Annotated in this window: 20 protein-coding genes; 8 read left to right on the top strand and 12 right to left on the bottom strand. The window is 46.7% G+C overall.

Translation table 11 applies throughout. The annotated features are described in order from the left end of the window. Positions 1-154: 154 nt before the first annotated feature. The 10 genes from betB to R8N47_RS00975 form a co-directional block, all read right to left on the bottom strand. Entirely contained in the window at positions 155-1,615 is a 1,461-nt protein-coding gene (gene betB, locus R8N47_RS01020; RefSeq protein ID WP_064354705.1) for a betaine-aldehyde dehydrogenase, read from the bottom strand. 18 nt (positions 1,616-1,633) lie between these two features. Continuing rightward, positions 1,634-2,233: a transcriptional regulator BetI gene (gene betI, locus R8N47_RS01015; RefSeq protein ID WP_017820329.1), complete on the bottom strand. Its 600-nt coding sequence runs from the start codon at positions 2,231-2,233 to the stop codon at positions 1,634-1,636. Between the two features lie 605 nt (positions 2,234-2,838). Beyond that, positions 2,839-4,860, bottom strand: a complete 2,022-nt coding sequence (locus R8N47_RS01010; protein WP_081248210.1) for a diguanylate cyclase — start codon at positions 4,858-4,860, stop codon at positions 2,839-2,841. 462 nt (positions 4,861-5,322) lie between these two features. Beyond that, positions 5,323-6,081, bottom strand: a complete 759-nt coding sequence (locus tag R8N47_RS01005; protein WP_005373217.1) for an SDR family oxidoreductase — start codon at positions 6,079-6,081, stop codon at positions 5,323-5,325. A gap of 9 nt (positions 6,082-6,090) precedes the next feature. Beyond that, positions 6,091-6,987, bottom strand: coding sequence for a 3-hydroxyisobutyrate dehydrogenase (gene mmsB, locus R8N47_RS01000; RefSeq protein WP_064354703.1), 897 nt, complete (start codon positions 6,985-6,987; stop codon positions 6,091-6,093). A 19-nt stretch (positions 6,988-7,006) separates the two neighbouring features. Next, positions 7,007-8,137, bottom strand: a complete 1,131-nt coding sequence (locus R8N47_RS00995; RefSeq protein ID WP_213913555.1) for an enoyl-CoA hydratase/isomerase family protein — start codon at positions 8,135-8,137, stop codon at positions 7,007-7,009. A 10-nt stretch (positions 8,138-8,147) separates the two neighbouring features. Then, positions 8,148-8,924, bottom strand: a complete 777-nt coding sequence (locus R8N47_RS00990; RefSeq protein WP_064354701.1) for an enoyl-CoA hydratase — start codon at positions 8,922-8,924, stop codon at positions 8,148-8,150. A gap of 49 nt (positions 8,925-8,973) precedes the next feature. Continuing rightward, entirely contained in the window at positions 8,974-10,128 is a 1,155-nt protein-coding gene (locus tag R8N47_RS00985; RefSeq protein WP_005373226.1) for an acyl-CoA dehydrogenase family protein, read from the bottom strand. A gap of 93 nt (positions 10,129-10,221) precedes the next feature. Beyond that, the gene (locus R8N47_RS00980; RefSeq protein ID WP_029798081.1) at positions 10,222-11,715 is read right to left on the bottom strand and encodes a CoA-acylating methylmalonate-semialdehyde dehydrogenase; all 1,494 of its coding nucleotides are present in this window, start codon (positions 11,713-11,715) and stop codon (positions 10,222-10,224) included. A 70-nt stretch (positions 11,716-11,785) separates the two neighbouring features. Further along, positions 11,786-12,964 (bottom strand): thiolase family protein, encoded by a 1,179-nt coding sequence (locus tag R8N47_RS00975; protein ID WP_064354700.1) that lies wholly within the window; start codon positions 12,962-12,964, stop codon positions 11,786-11,788. A 209-nt stretch (positions 12,965-13,173) separates the two neighbouring features. Here R8N47_RS00975 and R8N47_RS00970 point away from each other — a divergent pair, with 209 nt between their 5' ends. The 7 genes from R8N47_RS00970 to R8N47_RS00940 all read left to right on the top strand — a co-directional run bounded on the left by R8N47_RS00970 (position 13,174) and on the right by R8N47_RS00940 (position 20,805). Further along, the gene (locus tag R8N47_RS00970; protein ID WP_005373242.1) at positions 13,174-13,560 is read left to right on the top strand and encodes a MerR family transcriptional regulator; all 387 of its coding nucleotides are present in this window, start codon (positions 13,174-13,176) and stop codon (positions 13,558-13,560) included. Between the two features lie 45 nt (positions 13,561-13,605). Then, complete coding sequence (locus tag R8N47_RS00965) at positions 13,606-14,775, top strand: isovaleryl-CoA dehydrogenase (protein ID WP_020838009.1); 1,170 nt, start codon at positions 13,606-13,608, stop codon at positions 14,773-14,775. Positions 14,776-14,890: 115 nt separating this feature from the next. After that, positions 14,891-16,498, top strand: a complete 1,608-nt coding sequence (locus tag R8N47_RS00960; protein WP_005373247.1) for a carboxyl transferase domain-containing protein — start codon at positions 14,891-14,893, stop codon at positions 16,496-16,498. Positions 16,499-16,602: 104 nt separating this feature from the next. Beyond that, a complete protein-coding gene (locus R8N47_RS00955) occupies positions 16,603-17,385 on the top strand; it encodes an enoyl-CoA hydratase-related protein (RefSeq protein ID WP_005373249.1) in 783 nt (260 codons plus the stop codon). Then, a complete protein-coding gene (locus R8N47_RS00950) occupies positions 17,378-19,426 on the top strand; it encodes an acetyl/propionyl/methylcrotonyl-CoA carboxylase subunit alpha (RefSeq protein ID WP_064354699.1) in 2,049 nt (682 codons plus the stop codon). Before R8N47_RS00955 ends, R8N47_RS00950 begins: the two co-directional genes overlap by 8 nt. Beyond that, on the top strand, positions 19,407-20,309 hold the full coding sequence (locus R8N47_RS00945) for a hydroxymethylglutaryl-CoA lyase (RefSeq protein WP_064354698.1): 903 nt from the start codon (positions 19,407-19,409) through the stop codon (positions 20,307-20,309). Before R8N47_RS00950 ends, R8N47_RS00945 begins: the two co-directional genes overlap by 20 nt. A gap of 175 nt (positions 20,310-20,484) precedes the next feature. Further along, positions 20,485-20,805 (top strand): DUF1840 domain-containing protein, encoded by a 321-nt coding sequence (locus tag R8N47_RS00940; RefSeq protein ID WP_053349206.1) that lies wholly within the window; start codon positions 20,485-20,487, stop codon positions 20,803-20,805. Positions 20,806-20,903: 98 nt separating this feature from the next. Here R8N47_RS00940 and R8N47_RS00935 read toward each other — a convergent pair whose 3' ends face one another. Then, on the bottom strand, positions 20,904-21,770 hold the full coding sequence (locus R8N47_RS00935; RefSeq protein ID WP_053349207.1) for a mechanosensitive ion channel family protein: 867 nt from the start codon (positions 21,768-21,770) through the stop codon (positions 20,904-20,906). A gap of 338 nt (positions 21,771-22,108) precedes the next feature. On the opposite strand from R8N47_RS00935, the gene R8N47_RS00930 reads away from it, so the two are divergent. Further along, the gene (locus R8N47_RS00930; RefSeq protein WP_031780775.1) at positions 22,109-22,657 is read left to right on the top strand and encodes a sugar O-acetyltransferase; all 549 of its coding nucleotides are present in this window, start codon (positions 22,109-22,111) and stop codon (positions 22,655-22,657) included. Between the two features lie 9 nt (positions 22,658-22,666). Here R8N47_RS00930 and R8N47_RS00925 read toward each other — a convergent pair whose 3' ends face one another. After that, positions 22,667-24,100: a PLP-dependent aminotransferase family protein gene (locus tag R8N47_RS00925; RefSeq protein ID WP_081248209.1), complete on the bottom strand. Its 1,434-nt coding sequence runs from the start codon at positions 24,098-24,100 to the stop codon at positions 22,667-22,669. Positions 24,101-24,198 lie beyond the last annotated feature (98 nt).

Genomic DNA, 24,198 nt, shown 5'->3' with positions numbered 1-24,198 from the left:
ATCACCGTAGATAAGTGAACGAAATTAGCGTAGGAAAAATGCTTGAGAACAAGGCGGAAATTTTGATAAGTAGTTAACCTACAATCAAAATTGACAACGTAGTTATCGAGCATTTTAACAAGCTAAAGTGGTCAGTTATCTACTATGAGTAGTATCATTTGTAAGGGCTTTCGAAGTCGCTTAGCTGAACCAGAACACTCTTCGTTTGTGTGTAATGTTTAAGGGTTTCGACTCCGTTTTCACGGCCAACACCTGATTGCTTGTAGCCGCCAACTGGCATTTCTGCAGGTGAGTCACCCCATGTGTTCACCCAACAAATACCCGCTTGAACTTGATGGATCACACGGTGCGCACGAGATAGGTTTTGAGTAAATACACCTGCCGCTAAGCCATAATCGGTGCCATTTGCACGCGCAATCACTTCCGACTCATCGCGGAATTTCAGAACTGACATTACCGGGCCAAAGATTTCTTGTTGAACGTGGCTCATGTCATCATCGCAATCGACAAATACGGTTGGAGCAACAAAGTTACCATTAGCTAGGCCATTGTCTGTTACTTTGTAGCCGCCAGTCAGTAACGTCGCGCCACTCGCTTTCGCGGCTTCAATCGCTCCTAGAACTTTCGATTCATGATCTTTAGAGATTAGCGCGCCAATTTGCGTGTTCTCATCAAGCGGATCGCCGACGACTAACAACTCGGTTCGGGCTTTAAGCTGTGCGATAAAGTCGTCATAAATACCTTCATGGACAAATACACGTGTACCGTGCGTACAAACCTCACCTTGGGTGTAGAAGTTCGCCACCATGGCCGCAGAAACGGCATCGTTTAACTTCGCATCATCAAAAATAATCAGTGGAGACTTACCACCAAGCTCCATCGTTACTTGTTTTAGTGTCTTAGCGCTGTCACTCATGACGACTTTACCGGTGCCTGACTCACCCGTGAATGACACTTTTGCGATATCAGGATGCGCCGTTAGCATCTGTCCTACTCGGTAATCCCCTTGCACGACATTAAATACGCCATCTGGCATGCCCGCTTCTGAATAAATTTCGGCGAGCTTAAGCGCCGTTAATGGTGTTTCTTCTGATGGCTTGAAGATCATTGCGTTGCCCGCAGCCAGTGCTGGCGCCGATTTCCACATCGCAATTTGAATTGGATAATTCCAAGCGCCAATACCCGCGCAAATGCCCAATGGCTCACGACGTGTATAGAAAAACTGATCGTCGCTGAGCGGCTGCTGTTCACCTTGTAGACTTGGAGCAAGGCCAGCGTAGTACTCAAGAACATCGGCACCTGTTGTGACATCAACCGCGATAGCTTCTTGAATGGGCTTACCAGTATCTGCCACTTCCAATGCAGCCAACTCGTCATTACGCTCACGTAAAATGGCAACGGCTTTGTGTAAAATACGGCTGCGCTCAATCGCAGTCATCGCCGACCATGCAGCAAAACCTTTTTTTGCCGATTCAATCGCTGCTTGAAGATCGTCTTGGTTCGCTTGTTTAATGTTGGCCAATGGCTCACCATTCGCCGGATTGTAAGTGGTGAAGTGTTCATCTGAACACCCGTCGTACATCGCACCATTGATATAGTGTGCTTTCATTTCCATTTTGAAGACCTGTAACTTTTATATTTTTTCAGAATAAAACGTAAGTTGTTTTTCGAGATAATCGTTGATGATGATTCTCGCTCTTTCTGCATCAATGCCTTGCGGGTTGAGCGTTCCGCGCAGCCAAATTCCATCAATAAGTGATGCAATACCATGAGCAACCAATTCAGCCTGCTCTGCATTTAATAATGCTTTGAGTTCTTTTCTTAGGTGGGACAATAGACGTCGTTCGTTGACACGCTGTAAACGCTTGAGCTGCTCGTCATGCATTGAGTACGACCAAAACGCCAGCCAAGTCTTAGCAACTTGGTTTTCTGCCTGATAGCCGACAAAGTTACCGTCAATGATTGCATTAATTCTTTGGTGATGAGCATCACTTGGCAGCTCACGTAACTTCTGTGTGATAGTGGACGAAAGCTGACGCAAGATTTCTCGCATCGTTTCCTCCAGCAATCCGTGCTTACCACCGAAATAGTGGTTGATAATCCCCGTTGATACACCGGCTTCTTTGCTGATTAACGAAATACTCGCCGCGTGTAAACCGACTCTATCAATCACTGACATTGTCGCTTTCACAAGCTGCGGTTTTCTGATTTCAGGCATCCCCACCTTTGGCATTTTGCGTCCCTGTTATTTTTAATTGAACGGTTAGTTAAATATAAAATGCCTGAAAATTAATTCGAACTCAAATTATTTTTAAAGAAAAATGTTAGTAAAAAAGGATGAAAAGTTGAGGGTGTACGAAAAATCGCTCGGTAAGAACTTGTCGGGATAACTAGATTTCAGTTTAAGAACAAACAAACAAGAAAAACAAAATCAAACACTTAACTCTTTCTCTATTTTTAAAACGATGATGAACGAGTTGATTTTTGAACAACAAAAATCTGTGCCACAAAAAATTTATATCGACCACTAATCATTTCACCTGTACACGGTTTATTTGTACAAAGAATAGACACACTAGTTTGTTATAGTTTTGTAGACACAACTGGCATTCGCACTTTGAAGGTGAAGGAGGCAAAAAGAGAGGTTATGTTGAACGCCATGAATATGCGATTCGATATCCTTAAGCCATTTTTAAGTAATATCGCCAAGTGACTTTAAGATGTTAGATTCAGCGTTTTATATTCGAAGCAAGGATCTCAAAGTCACTTGGCTATCAAAGTAAATGGGAGGGATAAGTTCAGATTCATCGTGCGATGAGCCTGAACTCTTGATTTCTGTTACGCTAGCGAGCGACCTTTCACGCAGTTGCGTCCGTTCGCTTTCGCTTGATAAAGCAATTTATCGGCCTGATCGCAAAGTGATTTAAAGCTCATCTCATTATCTTCAGTGGTAACGACTCCAAAACTACAGGTCACTCTCACTTCTTCTTTCTGTTCCGTAACAAAGCCATGTAGGGATAAAGCGCTACGTAAACGTTCGGCAGTAATAAGGGCGTTTTCATGGTCTGTATTGGGCATAACAACAACAAACTCTTCACCACCAAAGCGAGCAACAATGTCGTTTTCACGTACAGTTTCCTCCAACACTTTGGCAACGCCCGTTAGTACGGTATCTCCAAACACATGCCCATAGGTATCATTTACCTGCTTGAAATAATCCACATCGATTAACGCTAAAGTTACTGGCCCCGATTGTGGTTTATTTGGCACCATTTTCTGTTTATCGAGTTTGCTATCTACCCATTTATTTAAAGCTAGATAACCGTACTTAACTTGCTCGACTTGCTCAAAAACAAAGTGTTGTATTTTTTCTTGCTTAGATTGAGGTACCGGTTTCTCTTTTCGCTCACGCCTCACTTCTACTGGCTTAGTGAACCAGTCCTCTAAAAAACGGCGATTGAACAACCCTGTCAATGTGTCTGTCTTTGCGAGGCGACGCATTCTCAAACGCGAGCGATTGACGACGAGAAATACTACCGCCATCAAAAATAGAACACCGATGAGCGCAAGTAGCGCTTCACCCAATAAGTAAAAAGTACGACGGTTATTTTCTAGCTCCATACGCTGCAAAACATTGTTCCAGTTGAGATCTTCGTTCTCATATTCAAGTCGTTCCAACTCAAATAACGTCTGCTGGCGCTCAAGATTTTCAACTTCTCTTTGATTGCTAAATTGGATAAATTTATCGTGATAGTTACCGTAAGTTTCGAATGCTAGTTTAAAGTCATTGCTTCCCGCATAGGCCATAGCGGCGACTTTTAGTAGCTCCATTTGCTGTTGCTTGACGTATCGACTCTCTATAATCTCCGGCAGCATTGGCGCGATCATCGCTAAAAGTATTTCAAATTGCTGCTGCTCTAACATATATTCGGCTTGTAACAACTTAAATGTTGCCAAATACGCGCTAGACGTTTCTCTGTACTGTAAATTCTCCGCCAGCTTCAAGTGATTAACCATCTTCTTTTCTTGTTTCGTCTCGCGATATAAAGCTGAAAGTTCAAGGTTAACTCGAAATCTAAAGCGTCCATCACCGATAATTTGAGCCAGCTTTAACGCTCGCTGATATGACGCTATCGCCTCTTCGTATTGGAACTGTGCTTTATGAAGTTTCGCTATCGTCAAAACGCTCAACAACTCATTGAACGACATACGCCTATCCCTAAAATAGCGATATGCTTGTTCCAAAAGCGCCTCAGATCGGTCGTAACCCTGAATTTTGACAAGTACGTCACCTAGCTCTAGTGCTGCACGTTCGACCAGCCCGTGAACACCTGAAGATTCAGCCGCATCCATGGACGACATAAGTGCAGCATAGGATTTTTTAAACTCACCTTGCTCATCGTAATAGCGTCCTTTTAGCAACAGGATTTCTGATTCAAGTTGCTTATCACCATTCTCACGCGATGTTTCCAACAAGCTATCCAACGCAGAAAGCGCGGTATCGATATCGCTCTTTCCAACCATAGTTCGCATCTGAATCAACTTAAACAGGAGATACTCATGGCTCTGTGGACGTACAAGCTCCAATCCTTTTTGAACGACACTCTGACTCTCTTCTACGCGCCCTAGCAGCTCTAAAACCGTGGCCTTGGCAAGCCAGTAACGCACCAACAGCGCTGTTGGTTGGTTTTGTAGTAAAGACTCTTCTTCTAACGCTTCAATCAAAGCTAAAGAACTCTGAGGTAATGCGTAAATTTGATTTTCGATGCCTTCTAACGACTGTAAAAACTTACCTTCCTGTTCCACCTTTTCTGTGGAGGCCTGAACAGAAAAACACAGACACCCCAATAATAGCGGCATCGTCCTAAGCGAATGAAATAGTGACATTATTGCTCTTCCCTAATGGGTAGTTACTTCAGTGTAATTGAGAATTCTGATTATTTATTATTAAGACAACTGAAGGTTATTCAGTCAGCCTCATATTCCCATGTATTTTGCGCTGAATAATAAATCACCATCTTTAGATGCCGAAATAGTTTTCGGTTACAATATGACCAATAAGAATGTTTTTTACACACCAAGAATAACGATCTCGTTAGTGAGACAAAAGATCGTCTTAGTTGTGAGTTAATACATTTACATGACAAGCAATATAGAACTAACCATTCACATTAGAAATAGAATCAATTTTTATACCGTTCGATGAGATAGCAGTCGACCATGCATCCAATACATTTTTCAGATAGAAGCAATAAAAGAAAGGAGAAAGTGGAAGGAAGCGGACAATCAAACTCGCTCCCCTTTTTTATGTTGCAGAGGGGGTTACATTCGCATTCCGCCATCGACTTCGAACACTCGTCCGGTCACGAATTCGTTGGTTAACACGTATTTTATGGTCGATGAAATTTCATCCGCCAAACCTAAACGTCCAACCGGAATCATTCCGATTAAACGTTCCATCGCTTCAGGTTTTATTTGGTCTGTCATGGCAGTTTTGATGACACCCGGAGCAATCGCCACTGAGCGAATTCCGAAACGCCCTAACTCTTTCGCCCACACCGTTGCCATGGTGGCTACCGCCGCTTTAGATGCTGAATAGTTGGTTTGACCAATATTCCCGGCACGCGCAACGCTGGATATGTTGATCAGAACCCCTTTGCTATCGGTGTTCAGCATTACCTTGCTCGCTTCACGGCCACACAGGAAAGTGCCTGTTACATTCACATCTAGAACAGACTGAAATTGTTCCAGCGACATCGTGTTAACCTGACCATCTTTGACTTTAATGAACATACCATCACGCATAATACCTGCGTTATTGATAACGCCATTGAGCTGCTTGAAATCTGCCTCAATTTGCTCAAAAGCAGTGCACACCTGCTGTTCGTCAGTCACGTTCGTCACATAAAAACGAGCGGTAACGCCGAGAGATTCACATTCCGCTTTCGTTTCAGCCAGTTGATCTGAATTGAGGTCGATAAGCGCAAGATGAACGCCATTTTCCGCCAGTGACAGTGCCATTTGTTTACCCAGCCCCTGCCCTGCCCCCGTGATCGCAATGACCTTATTTGCTAACTCCATAAGCGCTCCTTAGGCCTGATTTTGCTTTTGGTAGAACTCAAACAAGCTTGAAAAATCTTTTTGCCCGTTGCCCTGACCGTTGTGAAAATTAAACAGATTACGAGCCAAGCTGCCCATTGGCGTTGATGTTTGACTGGCAACCGCCGCTTCCATCGCAAGACCCAGATCTTTAGCCATTAACTGGCTCATAAAGCCGCCTTGATAACCATTGCTTGCAGGCGTATTTTCCATCACACCTGGACAAGGGTTATAAAGCTCTAGCGCCCAGTTACGCCCTGAACTTTGCAACATGATGTCGGAAAGCACTTTGGGATCGAGTCCGTTTTCCATCCCTAAATTTAGTGCTTCACAGGTGCCGCTCATCAAAATGCCCAACATCATGTTATTGCAGATCTTCGCGACCTGACCAGCTCCAACATCGCCCGCATGGAAGATGTTTTTACCCATGTGGCTAAGCACCGCTTTGGCTTGAACAAAGTTCTCTTGCGAGCCGCCAACAATGAAAGTTAACGTACCTGCTGCTGCGCCCGCAACGCCACCAGATACTGGTGCATCAACAAAACTGATACCAAGTTGCGATGCTTTTTCGCCAACCAAACGAGCAGTCACCGGATCGATGGTGGAAGAATCAATCAGCAAGGTACCTGATTCGACGCTATCTAAGATGCCATCTTGACCAAGATAAACGCTTTGAACGTGTTGGCTCGCTGGCAGCATAGTGACAACCACGTCAACACCTTGTACTGCCTGCTGAACGGAATCGGCACTTGAAGCGCCCAATGCGGTCAACTCCTCAACTGCGCTTGGGTTCAAATCAAATACTTCGACATTCAAGCCCGCTTTGAGTAGATTCTTAGCCATAGGCGCACCCATGTTACCAAGGCCAATAAATGCAATTTTGTCCATATCGTATTTCTTCCTTGTACTAAAGTGCCGCTATAGCTACCGACGATGCGGTCAGTGGGTATTCTGCTGAGTCAATTGGCGAGAAGAAGCGCTCCAAAACTTGTGGCGTTACGTCAGAAACCGTGCGATGTTGCCAAGTCGGTTGATTGGTTTTATCAATAATCAGCGCACGAACCCCTTCTCTAAAATCACCTTCTAAGCCACAACGTAGTGTTAGGTTAAACTCCATATCAAAACACGCTTTCAAAGAGAGATTTTGATACTGCGTTAACTGCTGATAAGTGATACTGAGCGACAACGGACTGCCATAGTTCAGTGACTTCTGCGCATTGACGAACCACTTGTTATCAACGTTAGCACTGCTGATTGCGTCAACAATTGACGCTAAGTCACCCGAACATAACTGCTCAATCAATTCCGCATAGGGCATCAACATCCCTTCGCTTGGCTCGTCCACGTGTACCGAACGCAGCGTAGTAGCGATTTTTTCGTTGATGTTCGCTTCACCTTTCCAACTTACCGATGCAAGCAGATCCAGCAGCACTTGCTTGTTTTCTGGCTGTGCAATCCATTGGCTTAACCCCAACGCTTTCATATCTGTTGCGCTAATTTGGCAAGCCGTCAAACTTAAGAACAGAGCCAAATGTTTTGGCAACTGGTTTAGGAAGTACGTCGCGCCTACATCTGGGTAAAGGCCAATTTTAATCTCTGGCATTGCAAAGCGGGTGGTGGTTTCTGCTACGCGATGACTTGCGCCCATAAACAGGCCAACTCCCCCGCCCATCAAATAACCATGTCCCCACGCGATGATCGGTTTTGGATAAGTATGAATAAGATGATCACAGCGATATTCGAGGTCAAAGAAGGTTTCCATCGCTGAAAACGCAGAATCAAAGTCTTGCTCTTTGTTTTCAAGTGCACGGTAGATCGCTTGAATATCTCCGCCAGCACAAAACGCTTTTTCACCTTGAGCATGCAAGAATACCGCGACGACGCTGTCGTCCGTTTGCCATTCATTAAGCTGTTTGTACAACTTCTCAATCATCACGTAACTCAACGCGTTGAGAGCAGCTGGATTATCAAGCTCCAGCACACCAATAACAGAGCCATCTGCGCACTCAAGTTTTGAAACATTTACTGTACCTGTCATTTGGCCTCCGCTAGCTGTTTGTCCATTGTGGCTTGCGCTTTTGCAAAAACGCATTCACACCCTCAGTCTGATCTTGTGTATTGAACAGCTGTAAAAACAGTTCACGCTCCAAAACCAATCCAGCCGCGTGAGTTTGGCTGCGTCGACCTTGAATGAGCGTTTTGCACGCTGACACAGATTTCGGTGATTGACCTGCAACACGCTGCGCTAGTTCCATAGCCGCTTCGAGTGCTTGACCTTTCGCCACCACCTCTTCGACTAAACCAATTTTTTCCGCTCGCTCGGCCGTCACTCGTTCGCCACATAGAATCATACGCTTCGCCCAACCTTCACCTACCAACGCGGTCAGGTTTTGCGTCCCACCCGCACACGGCAACAAACCTACCGATGCTTCAGGAAGTGCCATTTGTACTTGTTCTTCTGCGATACGAATGTCACACGCCATCGCCACTTCCAGACCGCCGCCCATCGCATAGCCATTAATCGCTGAGATAGAAACCCCATCGAATGCAGAAAGCGCTTCAAACGCTTCACCAAATGCGAACGCCATGTTTGCTGCTTGTGATTTATCACCCGATGCAAAGTTATTAAGATCTGCTCCAGCAGAAAAGAATTTCTCGCCTTCGCCTGTTAAAACCAACGCATAAATAGAGCGATCATTACTAAGTTCAATTGCCAACTCTTTTAGCTGATTCAAAGACTCAAGCGTCCAAGTGTTCGCTGGCGGATTACTAATCGTGAGCTTGGCAATATGCGCTTCGCGCTCTAATTTGATTTGTGCCGTCATAATCTTTCAGTCCTTTTTAATTTCTTTAGGTAAGGCTGTGTCTCGCTGACTAAAGCAGCTCAACGCCTTCCGTTAGTAATCGTCTTGCGACGATCAGACGCATGATTTCGTTGGTACCTTCAAGGATTTGGTGAACACGAACGTCTCGGAAATGGCGCTCGACTGGATATTCTTTGATGTAGCCATAGCCACCGTGAATTTGCAGCGCCTGATCGCAGACTTTAAAGCCCACATCAGTAGCAAAGCGTTTTGCCATGGCACAGTACGCACTTTTTTCTGCGTGCTGGGCATCGAGTTTAGCGGCAGCGAGTCGCACCATTTGACGCGCAGCGACCAGCTCAGTCGCCATATCAGCAAGCTTGAACTGCAACGCTTGAAATTGCGCCAGTGAACGGCCGAACTGTTTGCGTTCGTTCATGTATTGCTTGGCTTCGTTCAGTGCTTGTTGCGCAGTACCGACGGAACAAGTAGCGATATTGATTCGACCACCATCAAGGCCAAGCATGGCGAACTTAAAGCCCTCTCCCTCTTCACCCAACAGATAGTCAGCCGGAATGCGGACATTTTCGAAGGTAATCATGCGAGTTGGCTGGCAGTTCCAACCCATTTTGGCTTCTTTTTTACCGTAGCTAATGCCTTCGCAATCAGCAGGAACAACGAATGCAGAAACGCCACCCGCTCCTTCACCACACGAACGCGCCATCACGACGAGAACATCTGTATCACCCGCACCCGAGATAAACACTTTTGCTCCATTGAGGACAAACTCATCGCCATCACGCACTGCGCTAGTCGTTAGAGAAGCGGCGTCAGAGCCGGCATTAGGTTCGGTTAAACAGTAGGAAGCGAGCTTTTCACCCGAAATTAGATCCGCGCTAAATTGCTGCGCCACTTCGGCTTTGGCAAAGCTGGTTATCATCCACGTCGCCATGTTGTGAATGGTCATAAACGCAGTAGTCGCGGTACAACCCATAGCCAACTGCTCGAAAATGATCGCCGCATCCAAACGAGATAACCCCAAGCCACCATGCTCTGGCGGCGTATAGATGCTCAGAAAACCAAGTTCACCTGCTTGACGCAGTACGTCTTTAGGGAAATGATGGTTTTCATCCCACTCGGCCGCATGAGGCGCTAACATTTGGTCTGCAAACTGCTTTGCTACTTCGGCAAACGCGAGTTGATCTTCGTTTAATTCAAAATCCATCTTGAAGTCCTAAGGTCTAATTCGTTGCATTTGTATCCGAGCCAAGCCCACTTAAACGGTGGCGCTTGGCTAGAGGTGTCGCTAATCCAGTAATTAGCTAAGTTGAATGGTCATGTTTGGACCGCTTGGAATGTCATCTTCAAACCAACGCGCGGTGACAGTTTTCGTCTCGGTGTAGAAGCGAACCGCTTGTTTACCGTAAGCATGCAGGTCGCCGTAGAAGCTGCCTTTCCACCCAGTAAATGAGAAAAATGGCAATGGCACTGGAATCGGCACGTTGATGCCTACGTTACCTACTTCGATATTGTGTTGATACTTTCTCGCGGCAGCGCCGTTCGCCGTGAAAATAGACGTACCATTACCAAAGCGGTTTGCATTGATCAGTTCAATCGCTTCATCTAGGTCATCCACTTCCATAGTTAACAGTACAGGCCCGAAAATTTCTTCCTGATAAATCGACATGTCTGTGGTCACGTTAGTAAACAGTGTTGGCCCCACCCAGTTACCGTTCGGGAAGCCAGGTACTTGGCAATCTGTCCCGTCCAGAACACAATTCGCGCCTGACGCTTTGCCTTCATTAATCAGATTCACCACTCGCTGCTTCGCTTGAGGGCTAATCAGTGGACCATAACCAGCGGTTTCATCATCCCACGCGCCAGGCTGAACCTGAGCTAACGCCTCTTTAAGCTCTGGAATCCATTCTTTGGTTTCGCCGACAAATACGGCAACCGAAATAGCCATACAGCGTTGGCCTGCAGCACCAACTGACGCGCCAACTAGGTTATTGATGACTTGCTGTTTGTTTGCATCCGGCATGATGACCATGTGGTTCTTAGCACCTGCAAATGACTGCACGCGTTTCAGGTTGTCTGTACCTGTTTTGTAGATGTACTCACCAACGGGCACAGAGCCAACAAAAGAGATCGCACGAACAACTGGATCAGTCAGAATGCGGTCGACTTGCTCTTTGGTCCCGTGAACAATTTGCAATACGCCTTTTGGTGCGCCAGCTTGTTCAAACAGCTCCGCCAGTTTCATTGCCGTTAGTGGCACTTGCTCTGACGGCTTCAAAATAAAGGTGTTGCCACAAGCGATCGCCATCGGGAACATCCACAATGGGATCATCGCAGGGAAGTTAAACGGTGTGATGCCAGCACAAACACCGAGCGGTTGAATGTAAGAGTAACCATCAATATTGGTTGCGACATTCTCAACCGTTTCGCCCATCATTGAGCTACAAATGTTCGCCGCTTGTTCTACGACTTCAATCCCACGCCAAATGTCACCCTTTGCATCCGCGAGGGTTTTGCCTGTCTCACTTGAAAGCAGTATCGCCAACTCATCGTGTTGCTCTTTTAGCAAATGTTGGTAACGCAGCATCAATCTAGCACGCTCCGGCGCTGCAACTTCTTTCCAGCGTTTGAACGTTTCTGTTGCGCTGGCAATCGCCGCATTCATTTCCGATTCCGTGGCACAAGGTACTTGTGCAATCACTTCGTTGGTTGCCGGGTTGGTTACATCTAGCCATTGTTTTGAATCGGAGATGGCAAATTCACCACCGATATACTGCTTTACTTGTTCTGTCATGATGACATCCTTGTATTTTTCAGCTTGTTACTGACTACTGTTATGTAAGTGAAACTTTGTTGAGAGTGATTTAGCAGATTTCAATCGCGATAGCGGTAGCTTCGCCGCCGCCAATACAAAGCGATGCAACGCCACGCTTACCACCAGTTTGTTTTAGCGCATGAATCAAAGTGACAAGGATTCGATTGCCACTTGCGCCTATTGGATGCCCCAGCGCACAAGCCCCTCCGCGAGGGTTCACTTTGCTCTCGTCCAGTTCGAGTGCTTTTACCGCGTATTGAGTCACGACAGCAAAAGCTTCATTGATTTCCCAAAGGTCCACGTCCGATTTGTCCCAGCCCGTTTTTTCCAGCAGCGATTCAATCGCGAAGACTGGTGCGATGGTGAACTCATCAGGCTGTCTTGCATGCGTGCTGTACGCGACAATTTTGGCTAGAGGCTGAAGGTTTTCCTGACGACCAAACTCACTATCGACTAAGATCATTGCCGACGCACCATCCGAAATGGAACTAGAGTTTGCTGCGGTTACGCCGCCATCTTTGGCAAACGCAGGGCGTAAGGTAGGAATTTTAGTGACGTCGAGTTTGCTCGGTTGCTCATCATCTACAACCAAGGTTTCGCCGCGCCGACTTTTTACGTTAACAGGCACGATCTCTTCTTTGAACAAACCTTGCTCGATTGCTTGCTGCGCACGAGTCATCGACTGCTGCGCCCAGGCATCCATACTTTCACGGCTGAACTGATACTTTTGCGCCGTCTGTTCTGCAAAGACACCCATCAGCTCGCCTTGGTAGGCATCCTGCAACCCGTCATAAAACATGTGATCAAGCACTTGCTCGTGACCTAAACGGAAACCATCACGCGCTTTCTTTAATAGATAAGGAGAAGACGACATGTTTTCCATGCCACCAGCGATGACAGCATGCGCATTACCAGATTGAATAAGGTCATATGCCAGCATCACGGTTTTCATACCCGAACCACAAACTTTGTTCAGTGTCGTACAACCAATCGATTGTGGCATTTCTGCTTTAAGACTTGCTTGTCTTGCTGGCGCTTGCCCCACGCCGGCGGGTAAAACGCATCCCATCAACACTTCGTCTATTTTTTGCACATCGAGTTGGCTTTCGGCTAGTGCCCCTTGGATGGCTTTCGCACCTAGTTCCGTGACATCGGTTGAAGCTAATGCACCTTGAAAAGAGCCGATAGGCGTTCGCTTGGCGGCAACAATCCATGTTTCATTTTTCATTCCATTAACCTTTTGTTGACGTTTACGTCATAACTATACTAACATTTACGTTAACGTCAAGTTTGAGGTTGTTGTTTGTTCGAGTGATTCTTTTATTTCGAGTAAATGCGAGTGATATCAAGGCTCAAGAGTGGATGTTGTTTGTTTACTTTAACGTTAACGAATTGTATATTCGTATGAATGTTATACGAAAGTCGTAAGGTTAAGGAATGAACACATTTAAGATCAGCGAGCTCGCGAAAGAGTTCGACATTACTACCCGAAGTATTCGCTTCTACGAAGATTTAGGTCTCCTAACTCCAGAACGTAAAGGCAACACTCGAATCTACAATGGTCGTGATCGAATTCGACTAAAACTGATTTTGCGAGGTAAGCGATTGGGCTTTTCTCTTGCAGATATCAAAGAGTTATTTGAACTCTACGATACCGATCAAAGTACTGAGCAGTTGAACTATATGATTCGGTTGATCGAAGAGAAGAAGGCAGCATTGCAGCAGCAAGCAAACGACATTCAAGCGGTAATGATGGAGTTAAATGCGGCACAGTTGCGATGCCAAAACACACTGAGATCCATGAAAGGCGAAAAAGTCACCTAACACCTCAACTCTGGGATGTAGGTGACGTAAAGGCAAGGACACGCAATGAAATCTACCTACTCTTCCCTGAACTTTGTTTATGACGAAAATACCGATTTGCTTCGCGAGCAAATCAATAGTTTTGCTGCAAGAGAAATTGCGCCGCTAGCGCAATCTATCGACCAATCTAACGACTTTCCAAACCATCTTTGGTCCAAACTGGGTGACATGGGTCTTTTAGGCGTGACCACCAGCGAAGAGTTTGGTGGTGCAGGCATGGGCTATCTCGCCCACGTTGTCGCTATGGAAGAGATCAGCCGAGCTTCCGCCTCGGTCGCATTAAGTTACGGCGCTCACTCCAATCTTTGTGTCAACCAAATCCACCGCAACGGCACACAAGCACAAAAAGAGAAATACCTACCTAAGCTCATCTCCGGTGAACATATCGGCGCCCTTGCAATGAGTGAACCCGGCGCCGGCTCTGATGTGGTCTCTATGCAGCTTAAAGCCGAACGTAAAGGCGATATTTTCCTGCTAAACGGCAACAAAATGTGGATCACCAACGGCCCTGATGCACACACCTATGTTGTCTACGCAAAAACCGACCCAAGCCAGCACTCCAAAGGCATCACGGCATTTATTGTGGAACGCGGATTCCCTGGATTTACTCAAGCACAAAAACTCGACAAGTTGGGTATGCGCGGCTCGAATACGTGTGAGCTGGTCTTTCAAAACTGCGAAGTCCCTGCGGAAAATATTCTCGGCGAAGAAAACCAAGGCGTGAAAGTATTGATGAGCGGTCTCGACTACGAACGTGTGGTGCTTGCAGGCGGCCCACTTGGCATCATGCAGGCGTGTATGGATATCGTTGTGCCTTACATTCACGACCGTAAACAGTTCGGTAAATCCATCGGTGAATTCCAGCTAGTTCAAGCAAAAATCGCGGATATGTACACACAAATGAATGCCGCTAAAGCGTATGTTTACGCCGTCGCTGCCGCTTGTGATCGCGGTGAAACCACACGTAAAGATTCTGCTGGCGCGATCCTCTACAGCGCAGAGCTGGCAACCAAGATGGCACTGGATGCGATTCAACTACTTGGCGGTAACGGCTACATCAACGAGTTTGATACGGGCCGTTTGTTGCGAGATGCCAAGCTGTATGAAATCGGTGCGGGCACTTCAGAAATTCGCCGCATGCTTATTGGTCGCGAATTGTTTAACGAAAGCGCCTAATCATCATACCTAGGCGGTTCGAACTCGAAACAACTTCCTTATTCAATCTAAATCTTATTCAACCTAAATAAAGACGGGTGGTGACACCCGTCTACCGAATGGAGATCGGCTATTTATGGCTTGTTTGACGACCAATATTAATACCCATTCAGAGCAGTATCAGGAAAACTACCGCTCTATGGCGTCACTTGTAGATCAACTTTATACCGTGACTGCCCAAATAGAAGATGGTGGCGGTGAGAAAGCCCGCGAGCATCAGCAGAAGAAAGGCAAACTTCCGGTACGTGAGCGCATTCTTGCCCTACTCGACCCTGGTTCGTCCTTTCTAGAAATTGGTCAATTTGCTGGCTGGGATGTGTATCCAGATTACGTTCCATGTGCTGGAGTGGTTGCAGGTGTGGGTGTGATTGACGGCACTGAGTGCATGATCGTCGCGAACGACGTGACGGTAAAAGGCGGCAGTTACTACCCACTCACCGTGAAAAAGCACTTAAGAGCACAAGAAATTGCAGAAAAATGCCAACTGCCGTGTGTTTACTTAGTCGACTCTGGCGGTGCTAACCTCCCCCGCCAAGATGAAGTCTTCCCAGATAAAGACCATTTTGGCCGTATTTTCTACAACCAAGCCCGTATGTCGGCCAAAGGCATTCCACAAATTGCGGTGGTCATGGGGCTATGTACCGCTGGCGGCGCTTATGTCCCTGCCATGTGCGACGTATCCATCATAGTCAAAGAACAAGGCACGATTTTTTTGGCAGGTCCACCTCTTGTAAAAGCAGCGACAGGTGAAGAAGTCAGTGCGGAAGATCTTGGTGGCGCAGACGTTCATTGTCGCACCTCTGGTGTGGCGGACTATTACGCAGAAAATGATCACCACGCGTTAGAGTTGGCAAGACAAGCCGTTTCTCAAATTAACCACTTGAAACCCGTTCAACTCAAGCAAAAAGCACCACAGGAACCACATTTTCCTGCCCAAGAGCTGTACGGCATCGTCGGGACCGATCTCAAAAAGCCGTTTGATGTTAAAGAGGTCATTGCCCGAATTGTTGATGATTCCCAGTTCGATGAATTTAAAGCCTTGTTCGGCGAAACCTTGGTCTGTGGCTTTGCCCATATTCACGGTATGCCGATTGGCATTGTCGCTAACAACGGCATTCTATTTTCGGAATCAGCACAAAAAGGCGCGCATTTTATTGAGCTGTGCGCACAACGCAAAATTCCTCTGCTCTTCTTGCAGAACATCACGGGCTTTATGGTCGGTCAGAAGTACGAAGCCGAAGGCATCGCCAAACATGGTGCGAAAATGGTAACTGCTGTTGCGTGTGCAGACGTGCCGAAGTTTACCGTGGTTATTGGTGGATCGTATGGCGCAGGAAACTACGGCATGTGTGGCCGCGCTTATGATCCAACAATGATGTGGATGTGGCCAAACGCGCGCATCTCCGTCATGGGTGGAGAGCAAGCGGCTGGCGTGATGGCGCAAGTGACCCGCGATATCAAAACTCGCAAAGGTGAAAGCTGGAGCGTAGAGGAAGAAGAAGCGTTCAAACGTCCAATTGCGGAGCAATATCAGACTCAAAGCCATGCATACTACGCCAGTGCACGCCTGTGGGACGACGGCATTATTGACCCTGCGAAAACCCGTGATGTTGTCGGCATTGCTCTGTCTGCTGCGCTTAATGCGCCAATACCAGACAGTAAATTTGGCATCTTCCGCATGTAGCCGGATGCAAGGCAAACCTTAACTCCTCGCGAATACCGATGTTTAAAAAGTAATGGTTAGCGAGCATTGAAATACAGACTGAAATGTCAGACAAAGGAAGTCACATGACCGGACTACTGCTTGAAAAAGACAGCAATGGCGTTGCTTGGTTGAGCCTCAATCGACCAGAGAAACACAACGCGTTTAATGATGAATTAATTGCTTCACTTATCGACACCTTGGAAAAACTTGAGAGAGACAACTCTCTACGTGCATTGGTACTAACGGCGCAAGGTAAACACTTTTCTGCGGGTGCGGATCTTGGCTGGATGCAGTCAATGGCCACCAAAACCGAGGGGGAAAATCTGCAAGATGCACAGCAGTTAGCGTTGCTCTTGCACAAACTGGATACCTTTAGCAAACCAACCATTGCTATGGTGCATGGCGCTGCATTTGGCGGCGCACTTGGGCTTATCTGCTGCTGCGATATCGCTATCGGTACACCTGAAAGCCGCTTCTGTTTGAGTGAAGTGAAACTCGGTTTGTTACCCGCGACAATCGGACCCTACGTCATTCGAGCGATTGGACAACGACAAAGCCGACGCTACTTTTTAACCGCGGAACTGATTGATGCCGAAACCGCACTATCGATGAGTATTCTTCATCAGATAGACTCTCAACCACGTGAAGCCGTCAATCGCACCATTGATCACCTGCTTAACAACGGTCCACAAGCCATGCAGGCAGCAAAAACGCTCTGCTTACGTTGTGACAATCAACCTATCGAGCATTCATTAATTGAATACACCAGCCAAGCTATTGCAACCGCCCGCGTGTCCGAAGAAGGACAAGAAGGACTGAGTGCATTTTTTGAAAAGCGCGCCGCCAATTGGAGGAATCATGTTTAAAAGAATACTGATCGCAAACCGCGGTGAAATTGCCTGCCGAATCATTAAAACCGCAAAAAGCATGGCTATAGAGACGGTTGCCGTCTATTCCGAAGCGGATCGCAGCAGCTTACATGTTAAACAAGCGGATTTCGCTGAATTCATTGGCCCCGCTCCTGCGAGTGAATCGTATCTCGATATCGATGCAATTATCGGCGCTGCGAAAAAATGGCAAGCCGATGCTATCCACCCTGGGTATGGTTTTCTTTCCGAGAACCCTAAACTGGCGAAAGCGTGCAGCGAAAATGGCATTGTTTTTATTGGCCCTTCCACCAGCGCAATTGAAGCAATGGGTTCGAAGTCGCAAGCCAAAGCCATCATGTCTGAGGCGAACGTGCCCTTGGTTCCCGGCTATCACGGCACAGACAACAGCGTAGAGCACTTATTAGCGGAAGCTGAAAAAATCGGTTACCCAGTGATGCTTAAAGCAACACAAGGTGGCGGCGGCAAAGGCATGCGAGTGGTCAACAGCGCAGCCGAAATGCCGCTGGCTATCGACGGAGCGCAGCGTGAAGCACTTTCAAGCTTTGGCGATAAGCAGCTTCTAATCGAAAAATGCATATTGCAGCCTCGCCACGTGGAAGTTCAGGTATTCGCTGACCAGCGTGGCAACTGTGTCTATCTTTCTGATCGCGATTGTTCCATTCAGCGTCGTCACCAAAAAGTAGTCGAAGAAGCACCAGCTCCCGGTCTTAGTGATGAACTGCGTAAACAAATGGGTGAAGCTGCGGTTCAGGCCGCTCAAGCGATCGACTATGTTGGCGCTGGCACGGTGGAGTTCTTACTCGATAGCCGAGGTCAATTCTACTTCATGGAGATGAATACCCGTCTGCAAGTTGAACACCCTGTCACTGAATTGATCACCGGCGTTGATTTGGTGGAGTGGCAATTCAAAGTCGCAGCTGGCGAGCATTTACCTATTTCGCAATCGGAAATCACCCACAACGGTCATTCAATTGAGCTGCGAATTTACGCAGAAGATACAGACAATGACTTTATGCCGTCGACTGGCCGCATTGATTACTTAAAAGAACCCGTATCAGACAGTAGTGTGCGCCTAGCGTGCGTACGCGTTGATAGTGGTGTTACCCAAGGCGATAGCATCAGCGAATATTACGATCCAATGATCAGCAAGCTGATCGTCTGGGGGCAAACTCGTGATATCGCTCTAAAGCAGATTAAGCAGGCGTTAACTCAATATCACGTACGTGGCGTAACGACAAACATTGGTTATCTGCACAGTATTATTTCGCAGCCAGCCTTTGCCGAGATTGAGCTCGATACAGGTTTCCTCGTAAGACATCAACAAGGCATAAATGAGCAGCAAGACGTCTCGGATTCAATCTGGCTTACATTGGCGGCGGTTGCTCGTTGGAATGATCTCATTTCAAAATCAGACAGCTCAACGTTACCCGCGCCAACCAAACGAGGTTTTAGGTTGTCGGTTGACAACGTTTACCGATTTAACTTCACGGATGCCAATGCCAACCATCAGGCACGTTTGCAACAATCATCTCAAGATACAGGATCTCACTTCACTATCCGATGCGGTGAGGAGTTGCATCAGGTCATCCTGCTTGAAAGTGACAACCAGTTTATCGTCGATATTGATAATGTGCGTTACACCTTTAATGCACTTAGCGATGAACAAAGAACAACACTGTTTTATCTTGGCCAGCAACGCACGTTTGCTCATCAACCTAACTTTGACTCTGCAAAAGATATTGACGATGAGCTAAGTCCAACCGCGCCACTCAACGGCATAATTTCGGCTGTCATGGTGGCTAAAGGTGACGAAGTGGCGGCGGGCGATCCGCTTTTGGTACTCGAAGCAATGAAAATGGAATACACCATCACGGCTCCGGTAGCAGCAAAAGTCGACGAATTGTTTTATCAGCACGGAGACCAAGTACAACATGGTTCTATCCTGCTGCATTTGGCTTCGTCATCGGATAACGCCAGCGAAGATAAGGAGCTCGAGTATGCTGCCAACGAAAGTTAATGTTGTCGAAGTCGGTGCACGCGATGGCCTGCAAAATGAAACGGCAGTGTCGCTGGTCGATAAAATCCGTTTGATCAATCAACTAAGCACCAGTGGTTTAAAACACATTGAAGCTGGGTCTTTCGTCTCCCCAAAGTGGGTACCACAAATGGCCGATTCAGCACAGGTATTTGCGGGTATCACTCGACAGCCTGATGTAGTGTACAGTGCGCTAACACCGAACCTAGCAGGGTTAGAACGTGCGCTCGAAAGTGGTGTAAAGCAAATCGCGGTGTTTGGCTCCGCTTCAGAGGCGTTCAGCCAGAAGAACATCAACTGCAGCATTGCGGAGAGCATAGCCCGTTTTGAGCCCGTTATCGAATTGGCGAACCAGCACAACATTCCTGTGCGCGGGTACTTGTCTTGTACCATGGTGTGTCCATATGAGGGGGACATCATGCCAGAGCAAACTACCAAGGTCGCAAATACGCTGTTTGATATGGGATGTTATGAGATTTCTCTGGGCGATACTGTCGGAAAAGCAACCCCAAATCGCGTTATCGCCATGCTGGATTCGTTGTTAACGCTACTGCCAAAAGACGCGCTCGCAGTACATTTTCATGACACTTATGGACAAGCATTAGCCAATATCTACCAAGCCTTGTTAATGGGCATCAACACCATTGATAGCGCAGTAGCGGGGCTCGGCGGCTGCCCTTACGCGAAAGGAGCTAGTGGCAATGTTGCAACGGAAGATGTACTTTATCTGTGTGAGCAACTTGGGATTGAAACAGGCGTTGACCTTAGCGTCATCAATGAAGCGGGTTGGCAAATTTGCCGTGCGTTAGGAAAGTCTCCTGCTTCTAGGGTCGCATTGGCTCTAGGCGATCCGTATAGCTTGTAAATCATCAACTATCATAATCAAATAATGTATTTAAACGGGCATGCAGACGTACGTGCCCGTTTTTTATTGTTACTCATAAAAACCTTAACGCTCAACGGTCTTCATCACATTAATTAGTGTCTGATTTCAGCTACAATTTAGTTTCAAAGCGAACATATAAAACAGGATCAGGTAAATGCTCATAACATTTCGTTGTCGAAGCCACTCAAACGTCACAATGTTTGGTGATATTGCATTAGATATGCTCAAAATGATGGGGCACAGCGGCACGGTGCCGGGATCAATTTCCGCTCAAGATGTTCCTGACGCGCTATCAAAATTAACTTCTGCTCTATCTGCGAAAAATGCAGCTGAAGAAAACCTCCCTACTGATGTAGACGAAGAGGAAGAACAAGCAGAGCCCGCGGTAAGCCTAGGACGCAGAGCGTTTCCACTGATTGAGTTGCTAAAATCAGCAATCAAAGAAGAATGCGAAGTCATGTGGGACAACCAATAACGTCTTCAAACTGGTTTCTAGCGAGGTGAATCCGTGTTGTGACCGCCTCGCTATGGTTACTCGACACCAAGATAAGAACACCAATACCGCTTATCGCCCTATCCGTTTCTCTCCCTAGACAACTTGATTTGCCCATCAATGTGCACATCTCGTTGTGGAAACGCGATTTCAATGCCGTGCTTTTCGAAAGCTTCGTAGATTTCAAAACGCATGGCACTTGCGACCGAGCGAATACCGCCCTCAACCGTTGAGTTAATCCAAAAATAAGATTCGAAGATCAAAGCATTGTCACCAAAGTCTTGAAAAAACACATCTGGCGCTGGCGAACTCAGAACTTGCGCTTGCTGCGAAGTCACTTCCGCCATTAAGGCAGCAACCTGTTTGACATCGCTCCCATACGCGACACCGACGACGACAGAGCCACGAACTAATCTGTCGCATAACGTCCAGTTGATCACCACGTTCTCAATCAACTGACTGTTGGGTATGAGCATATGAACACCATCGGTTCGTCTGATTCTCGTTGAGCGTGTATTTATTTGCTCGACAATGCCTTTGGCGCCCTCAACCTCTAAAAAGTCCCCAATTCGGATTGGCTTTTCACCAATCAAAATCCAGCCACTTATGAAGTTGTTAATGATGTTTTGTGCACCAAAACCGAAGCCGATAGCGATGGCACCAGACAGAAAGGCGAACGCGGTGATTGGCACATTGATCATCGAAAGTGTGGTCATAAAAATAATGGCTAGAGCGATGACAAATAATATCCGTTTAACCAAATGAATAACGTTTGGATCTTTCCCCGATGAGGACATTCTTGACGTAACGGTTTTGATTAAAATTTTGGACAACCATAAAGCGACAATCACCCATGTCGGCACCATCAATATCGCCCACAACGTGATAGGTTGTTCGTTAAAGGTAAACAGCGTTGTTTCTAAAAATGAAATGACCCGTTCGAACATAAAGTGCTCACTCTTGATTCATCGTTGCCAGCAAGCCAGAGCGCATAAGTCTTATATTTTTAGCCCAATCGATAGCGCAAACGGCTCAATTAAGTTCTTCTTATTAACTATATTGTAATCTACGCAAAACGCTTCGAGTGGTTTCCCGCTTTAGCTTCAACACGATTAAGCTATTTAGGGAGCACGTCTTTGTGTACTAAACGAGCCAATCAACCGACTGAATACGCAAGGCAAATCAGTGATAACTTTCTGATTTTTAAGCATCAAATTTTCACTTCGAGTCACTCTCACTTATTATTGTGCACCTTGTTGCAAATAACATTGATGGAATGATTGTTATGTCAGAACTGACTCGGATGCGCTCTGGAGAAACCTATAATTGTCTGGATGAAGAACTAAAGCTAATGCGCGCCAAAACCGCGCAGCTTGTCTTCCAATTTAACCACGAGCCAAACCCAGATATACGTAGACAACTATTGGCAGAAATGGGCGTCCAATTAGAAAACAGCGCCTGTATAGAGCCACCGCTTCAACTTACCTACGGTTGTCACCTGTCCATCGGAGAAAACACCTACATCAACTGGGATGCCATTATTCTGGACAATGGGCAGGTTGAGGTTGGCGCGAACGTCATGATTGGGCCTAGAGTGCAAATTTACACAGCCGCTCATTCACTCGATACACAAAGACGCTTATCCGGAGACGAGATCGCCAAACCGGTAAAAATCGGCAATAACGTTTGGATTGGTGGGGGCGCTATCATACTGCCAGGCGTGACCATTGGCGATCAGGCCGTCGTTGGCGCTGGCTCTGTCGTAACCAAAGACGTTGCGCCGGGCGATCGAGTCGTTGGAAATCCGGCGCGCTCCATTAAACCCAAAAACTGAAGAAAGTGGCTATTTCGCCAAATGATCGCGAATAATATTGGCAAGCAGATTGAGAGCATGAACGTATTTGTCATTGAGCTCAAAAGAAGCGTTAAGACGAATACAGTGATCGTATTGTTCTGTCAGGCTGAACATCTTTCCCGGTGCGATGCTGATATTACCTTTTAGTGCTTCTCGATATATCGGCAAGGCATCAATATGCTTAGGAAGCTCTAGCCAAATAAAGTACCCGCCGCTTTGGCTTAACACGTTGACTGCTTCAGGTAACAGCTCACTAAGCAGATCCGTCATCTTACTTTTACGTTCAAACAGCTTTTTCCGTAACTGCTTCAAATGCGATTCATAATTGCGGCTTGTTAAATAGTGCACCAATGTCATTTGCACTGGTGCACTCGTCGCTAATGTACTCATTAACTGTAACTTTTGTACCTCTAGCGCCCGCTTTCCTGCCGCAACCCAACCAATACGTAGCCCTGCGATTAATGATTTTGAAAACGAGGAGCACAACATGGTATTGCCCGTGTCATCAAACATCCTTAGTGGGTAAACCGAGTCATTCTCGGCATGCAGTTCGCTGTACACATCATCTTCAATTACTGGCACGTTATATCGCTGTGTCAGTTCAATCAGCTTTTGTTTTTTCTCGTTGGAGAGCGTAAAACCCAGAGGATTCTGGAAGTTCGACATAAGCCAGCACGCTTTCACATCATGCGTTTGCAGCGCTCTCTCCAATGAGTCTAGGTCAATGCCCGTGACTGGGTCTGTTCTTACTGAGAGCGCTTTCAAACCTAACCGCTCTAAGGATTGCAAAGCGCCATAGAATGCAGGCGACTCCACAACCACCCAATCTCCCGGTCTTGTACAAGCTTGCAAACTGAGCGTTAACGCCTCCAGCGCGCCTGCCGTAATGACAATTTCATCGGGTGAAATTTCAATGCCTTTCGCAGCATAACGCTTCGCGATGATGGTGCGTAATTGTTCGTTTCCCGGCGGTAAGTTATCAAAGGTGGTGGAAATCGGCATATTGCGAGCGGCTGCGCTCATCGCCCGATTCACGTGATATCTTGGGTACAAACTTGGGTCTGGATAGGCAAAGCCAAAATTGATCATGGATGGATTTTTACTCGCCTGCAGAACATCAAAGATAAACTCATTGATGTCTACCTGCTCTGTCCACGAAACCGCGGCTGGCGCTTGGGGTTCATTTGAACTCTTAATATTGGGCGCGACTCGATAACCAGATCGCGGCTGTGATGTTACCCAGCCTTGAGATTCCAGAATTTGATACGCGTGCAACACCGTCATCAAGCTCAAACCCGAGTGTTCAGATTGGCGACGCAGAGAAGGCAGCTTGTCACCCGGATGCCATATCCCCGATTTTATCTGCCTTTTAAGCTGTTCCACTAACTCTTGATACTTCGCCAAACGCAAATCCCCTTTCATAAAGCCGAATGCAAAATAATAACACTTCAATATTTAATCTGTTATAGGTTTATAGTCACTGTCTGTACCTACTTCCCTCATTTCACTCCTTTTAAAAT

Source organism: Vibrio sp. 2132-1 (assembly GCF_033344315.1).
This window is presented reverse-complemented; position numbering and strand designations above follow the sequence as displayed.

Coding starts and splice junctions, on each gene's coding strand:
- betB (WP_064354705.1), bottom strand. CDS start 1,615: ATGGAAATGAAAGCACACTATATCAATGGTGCGATGTACGACGGGTGT.
- betI (WP_017820329.1), bottom strand. CDS start 2,233: ATGCCAAAGGTGGGGATGCCTGAAATCAGAAAACCGCAGCTTGTGAAA.
- R8N47_RS01010 (WP_081248210.1), bottom strand. CDS start 4,860: ATGCCGCTATTATTGGGGTGTCTGTGTTTTTCTGTTCAGGCCTCCACA.
- R8N47_RS01005 (WP_005373217.1), bottom strand. CDS start 6,081: ATGGAGTTAGCAAATAAGGTCATTGCGATCACGGGGGCAGGGCAGGGG.
- mmsB (WP_064354703.1), bottom strand. CDS start 6,987: ATGGACAAAATTGCATTTATTGGCCTTGGTAACATGGGTGCGCCTATG.
- R8N47_RS00995 (WP_213913555.1), bottom strand. CDS start 8,137: ATGACAGGTACAGTAAATGTTTCAAAACTTGAGTGCGCAGATGGCTCT.
- R8N47_RS00990 (WP_064354701.1), bottom strand. CDS start 8,924: ATGACGGCACAAATCAAATTAGAGCGCGAAGCGCATATTGCCAAGCTC.
- R8N47_RS00985 (WP_005373226.1), bottom strand. CDS start 10,128: ATGGATTTTGAATTAAACGAAGATCAACTCGCGTTTGCCGAAGTAGCA.
- R8N47_RS00980 (WP_029798081.1), bottom strand. CDS start 11,715: ATGACAGAACAAGTAAAGCAGTATATCGGTGGTGAATTTGCCATCTCC.
- R8N47_RS00975 (WP_064354700.1), bottom strand. CDS start 12,964: ATGAAAAATGAAACATGGATTGTTGCCGCCAAGCGAACGCCTATCGGC.
- R8N47_RS00970 (WP_005373242.1), top strand. CDS start 13,174: ATGAACACATTTAAGATCAGCGAGCTCGCGAAAGAGTTCGACATTACT.
- R8N47_RS00965 (WP_020838009.1), top strand. CDS start 13,606: ATGAAATCTACCTACTCTTCCCTGAACTTTGTTTATGACGAAAATACC.
- R8N47_RS00960 (WP_005373247.1), top strand. CDS start 14,891: ATGGCTTGTTTGACGACCAATATTAATACCCATTCAGAGCAGTATCAG.
- R8N47_RS00955 (WP_005373249.1), top strand. CDS start 16,603: ATGACCGGACTACTGCTTGAAAAAGACAGCAATGGCGTTGCTTGGTTG.
- R8N47_RS00950 (WP_064354699.1), top strand. CDS start 17,378: ATGTTTAAAAGAATACTGATCGCAAACCGCGGTGAAATTGCCTGCCGA.
- R8N47_RS00945 (WP_064354698.1), top strand. CDS start 19,407: ATGCTGCCAACGAAAGTTAATGTTGTCGAAGTCGGTGCACGCGATGGC.
- R8N47_RS00940 (WP_053349206.1), top strand. CDS start 20,485: ATGCTCATAACATTTCGTTGTCGAAGCCACTCAAACGTCACAATGTTT.
- R8N47_RS00935 (WP_053349207.1), bottom strand. CDS start 21,770: ATGTTCGAACGGGTCATTTCATTTTTAGAAACAACGCTGTTTACCTTT.
- R8N47_RS00930 (WP_031780775.1), top strand. CDS start 22,109: ATGTCAGAACTGACTCGGATGCGCTCTGGAGAAACCTATAATTGTCTG.
- R8N47_RS00925 (WP_081248209.1), bottom strand. CDS start 24,100: ATGAAAGGGGATTTGCGTTTGGCGAAGTATCAAGAGTTAGTGGAACAG.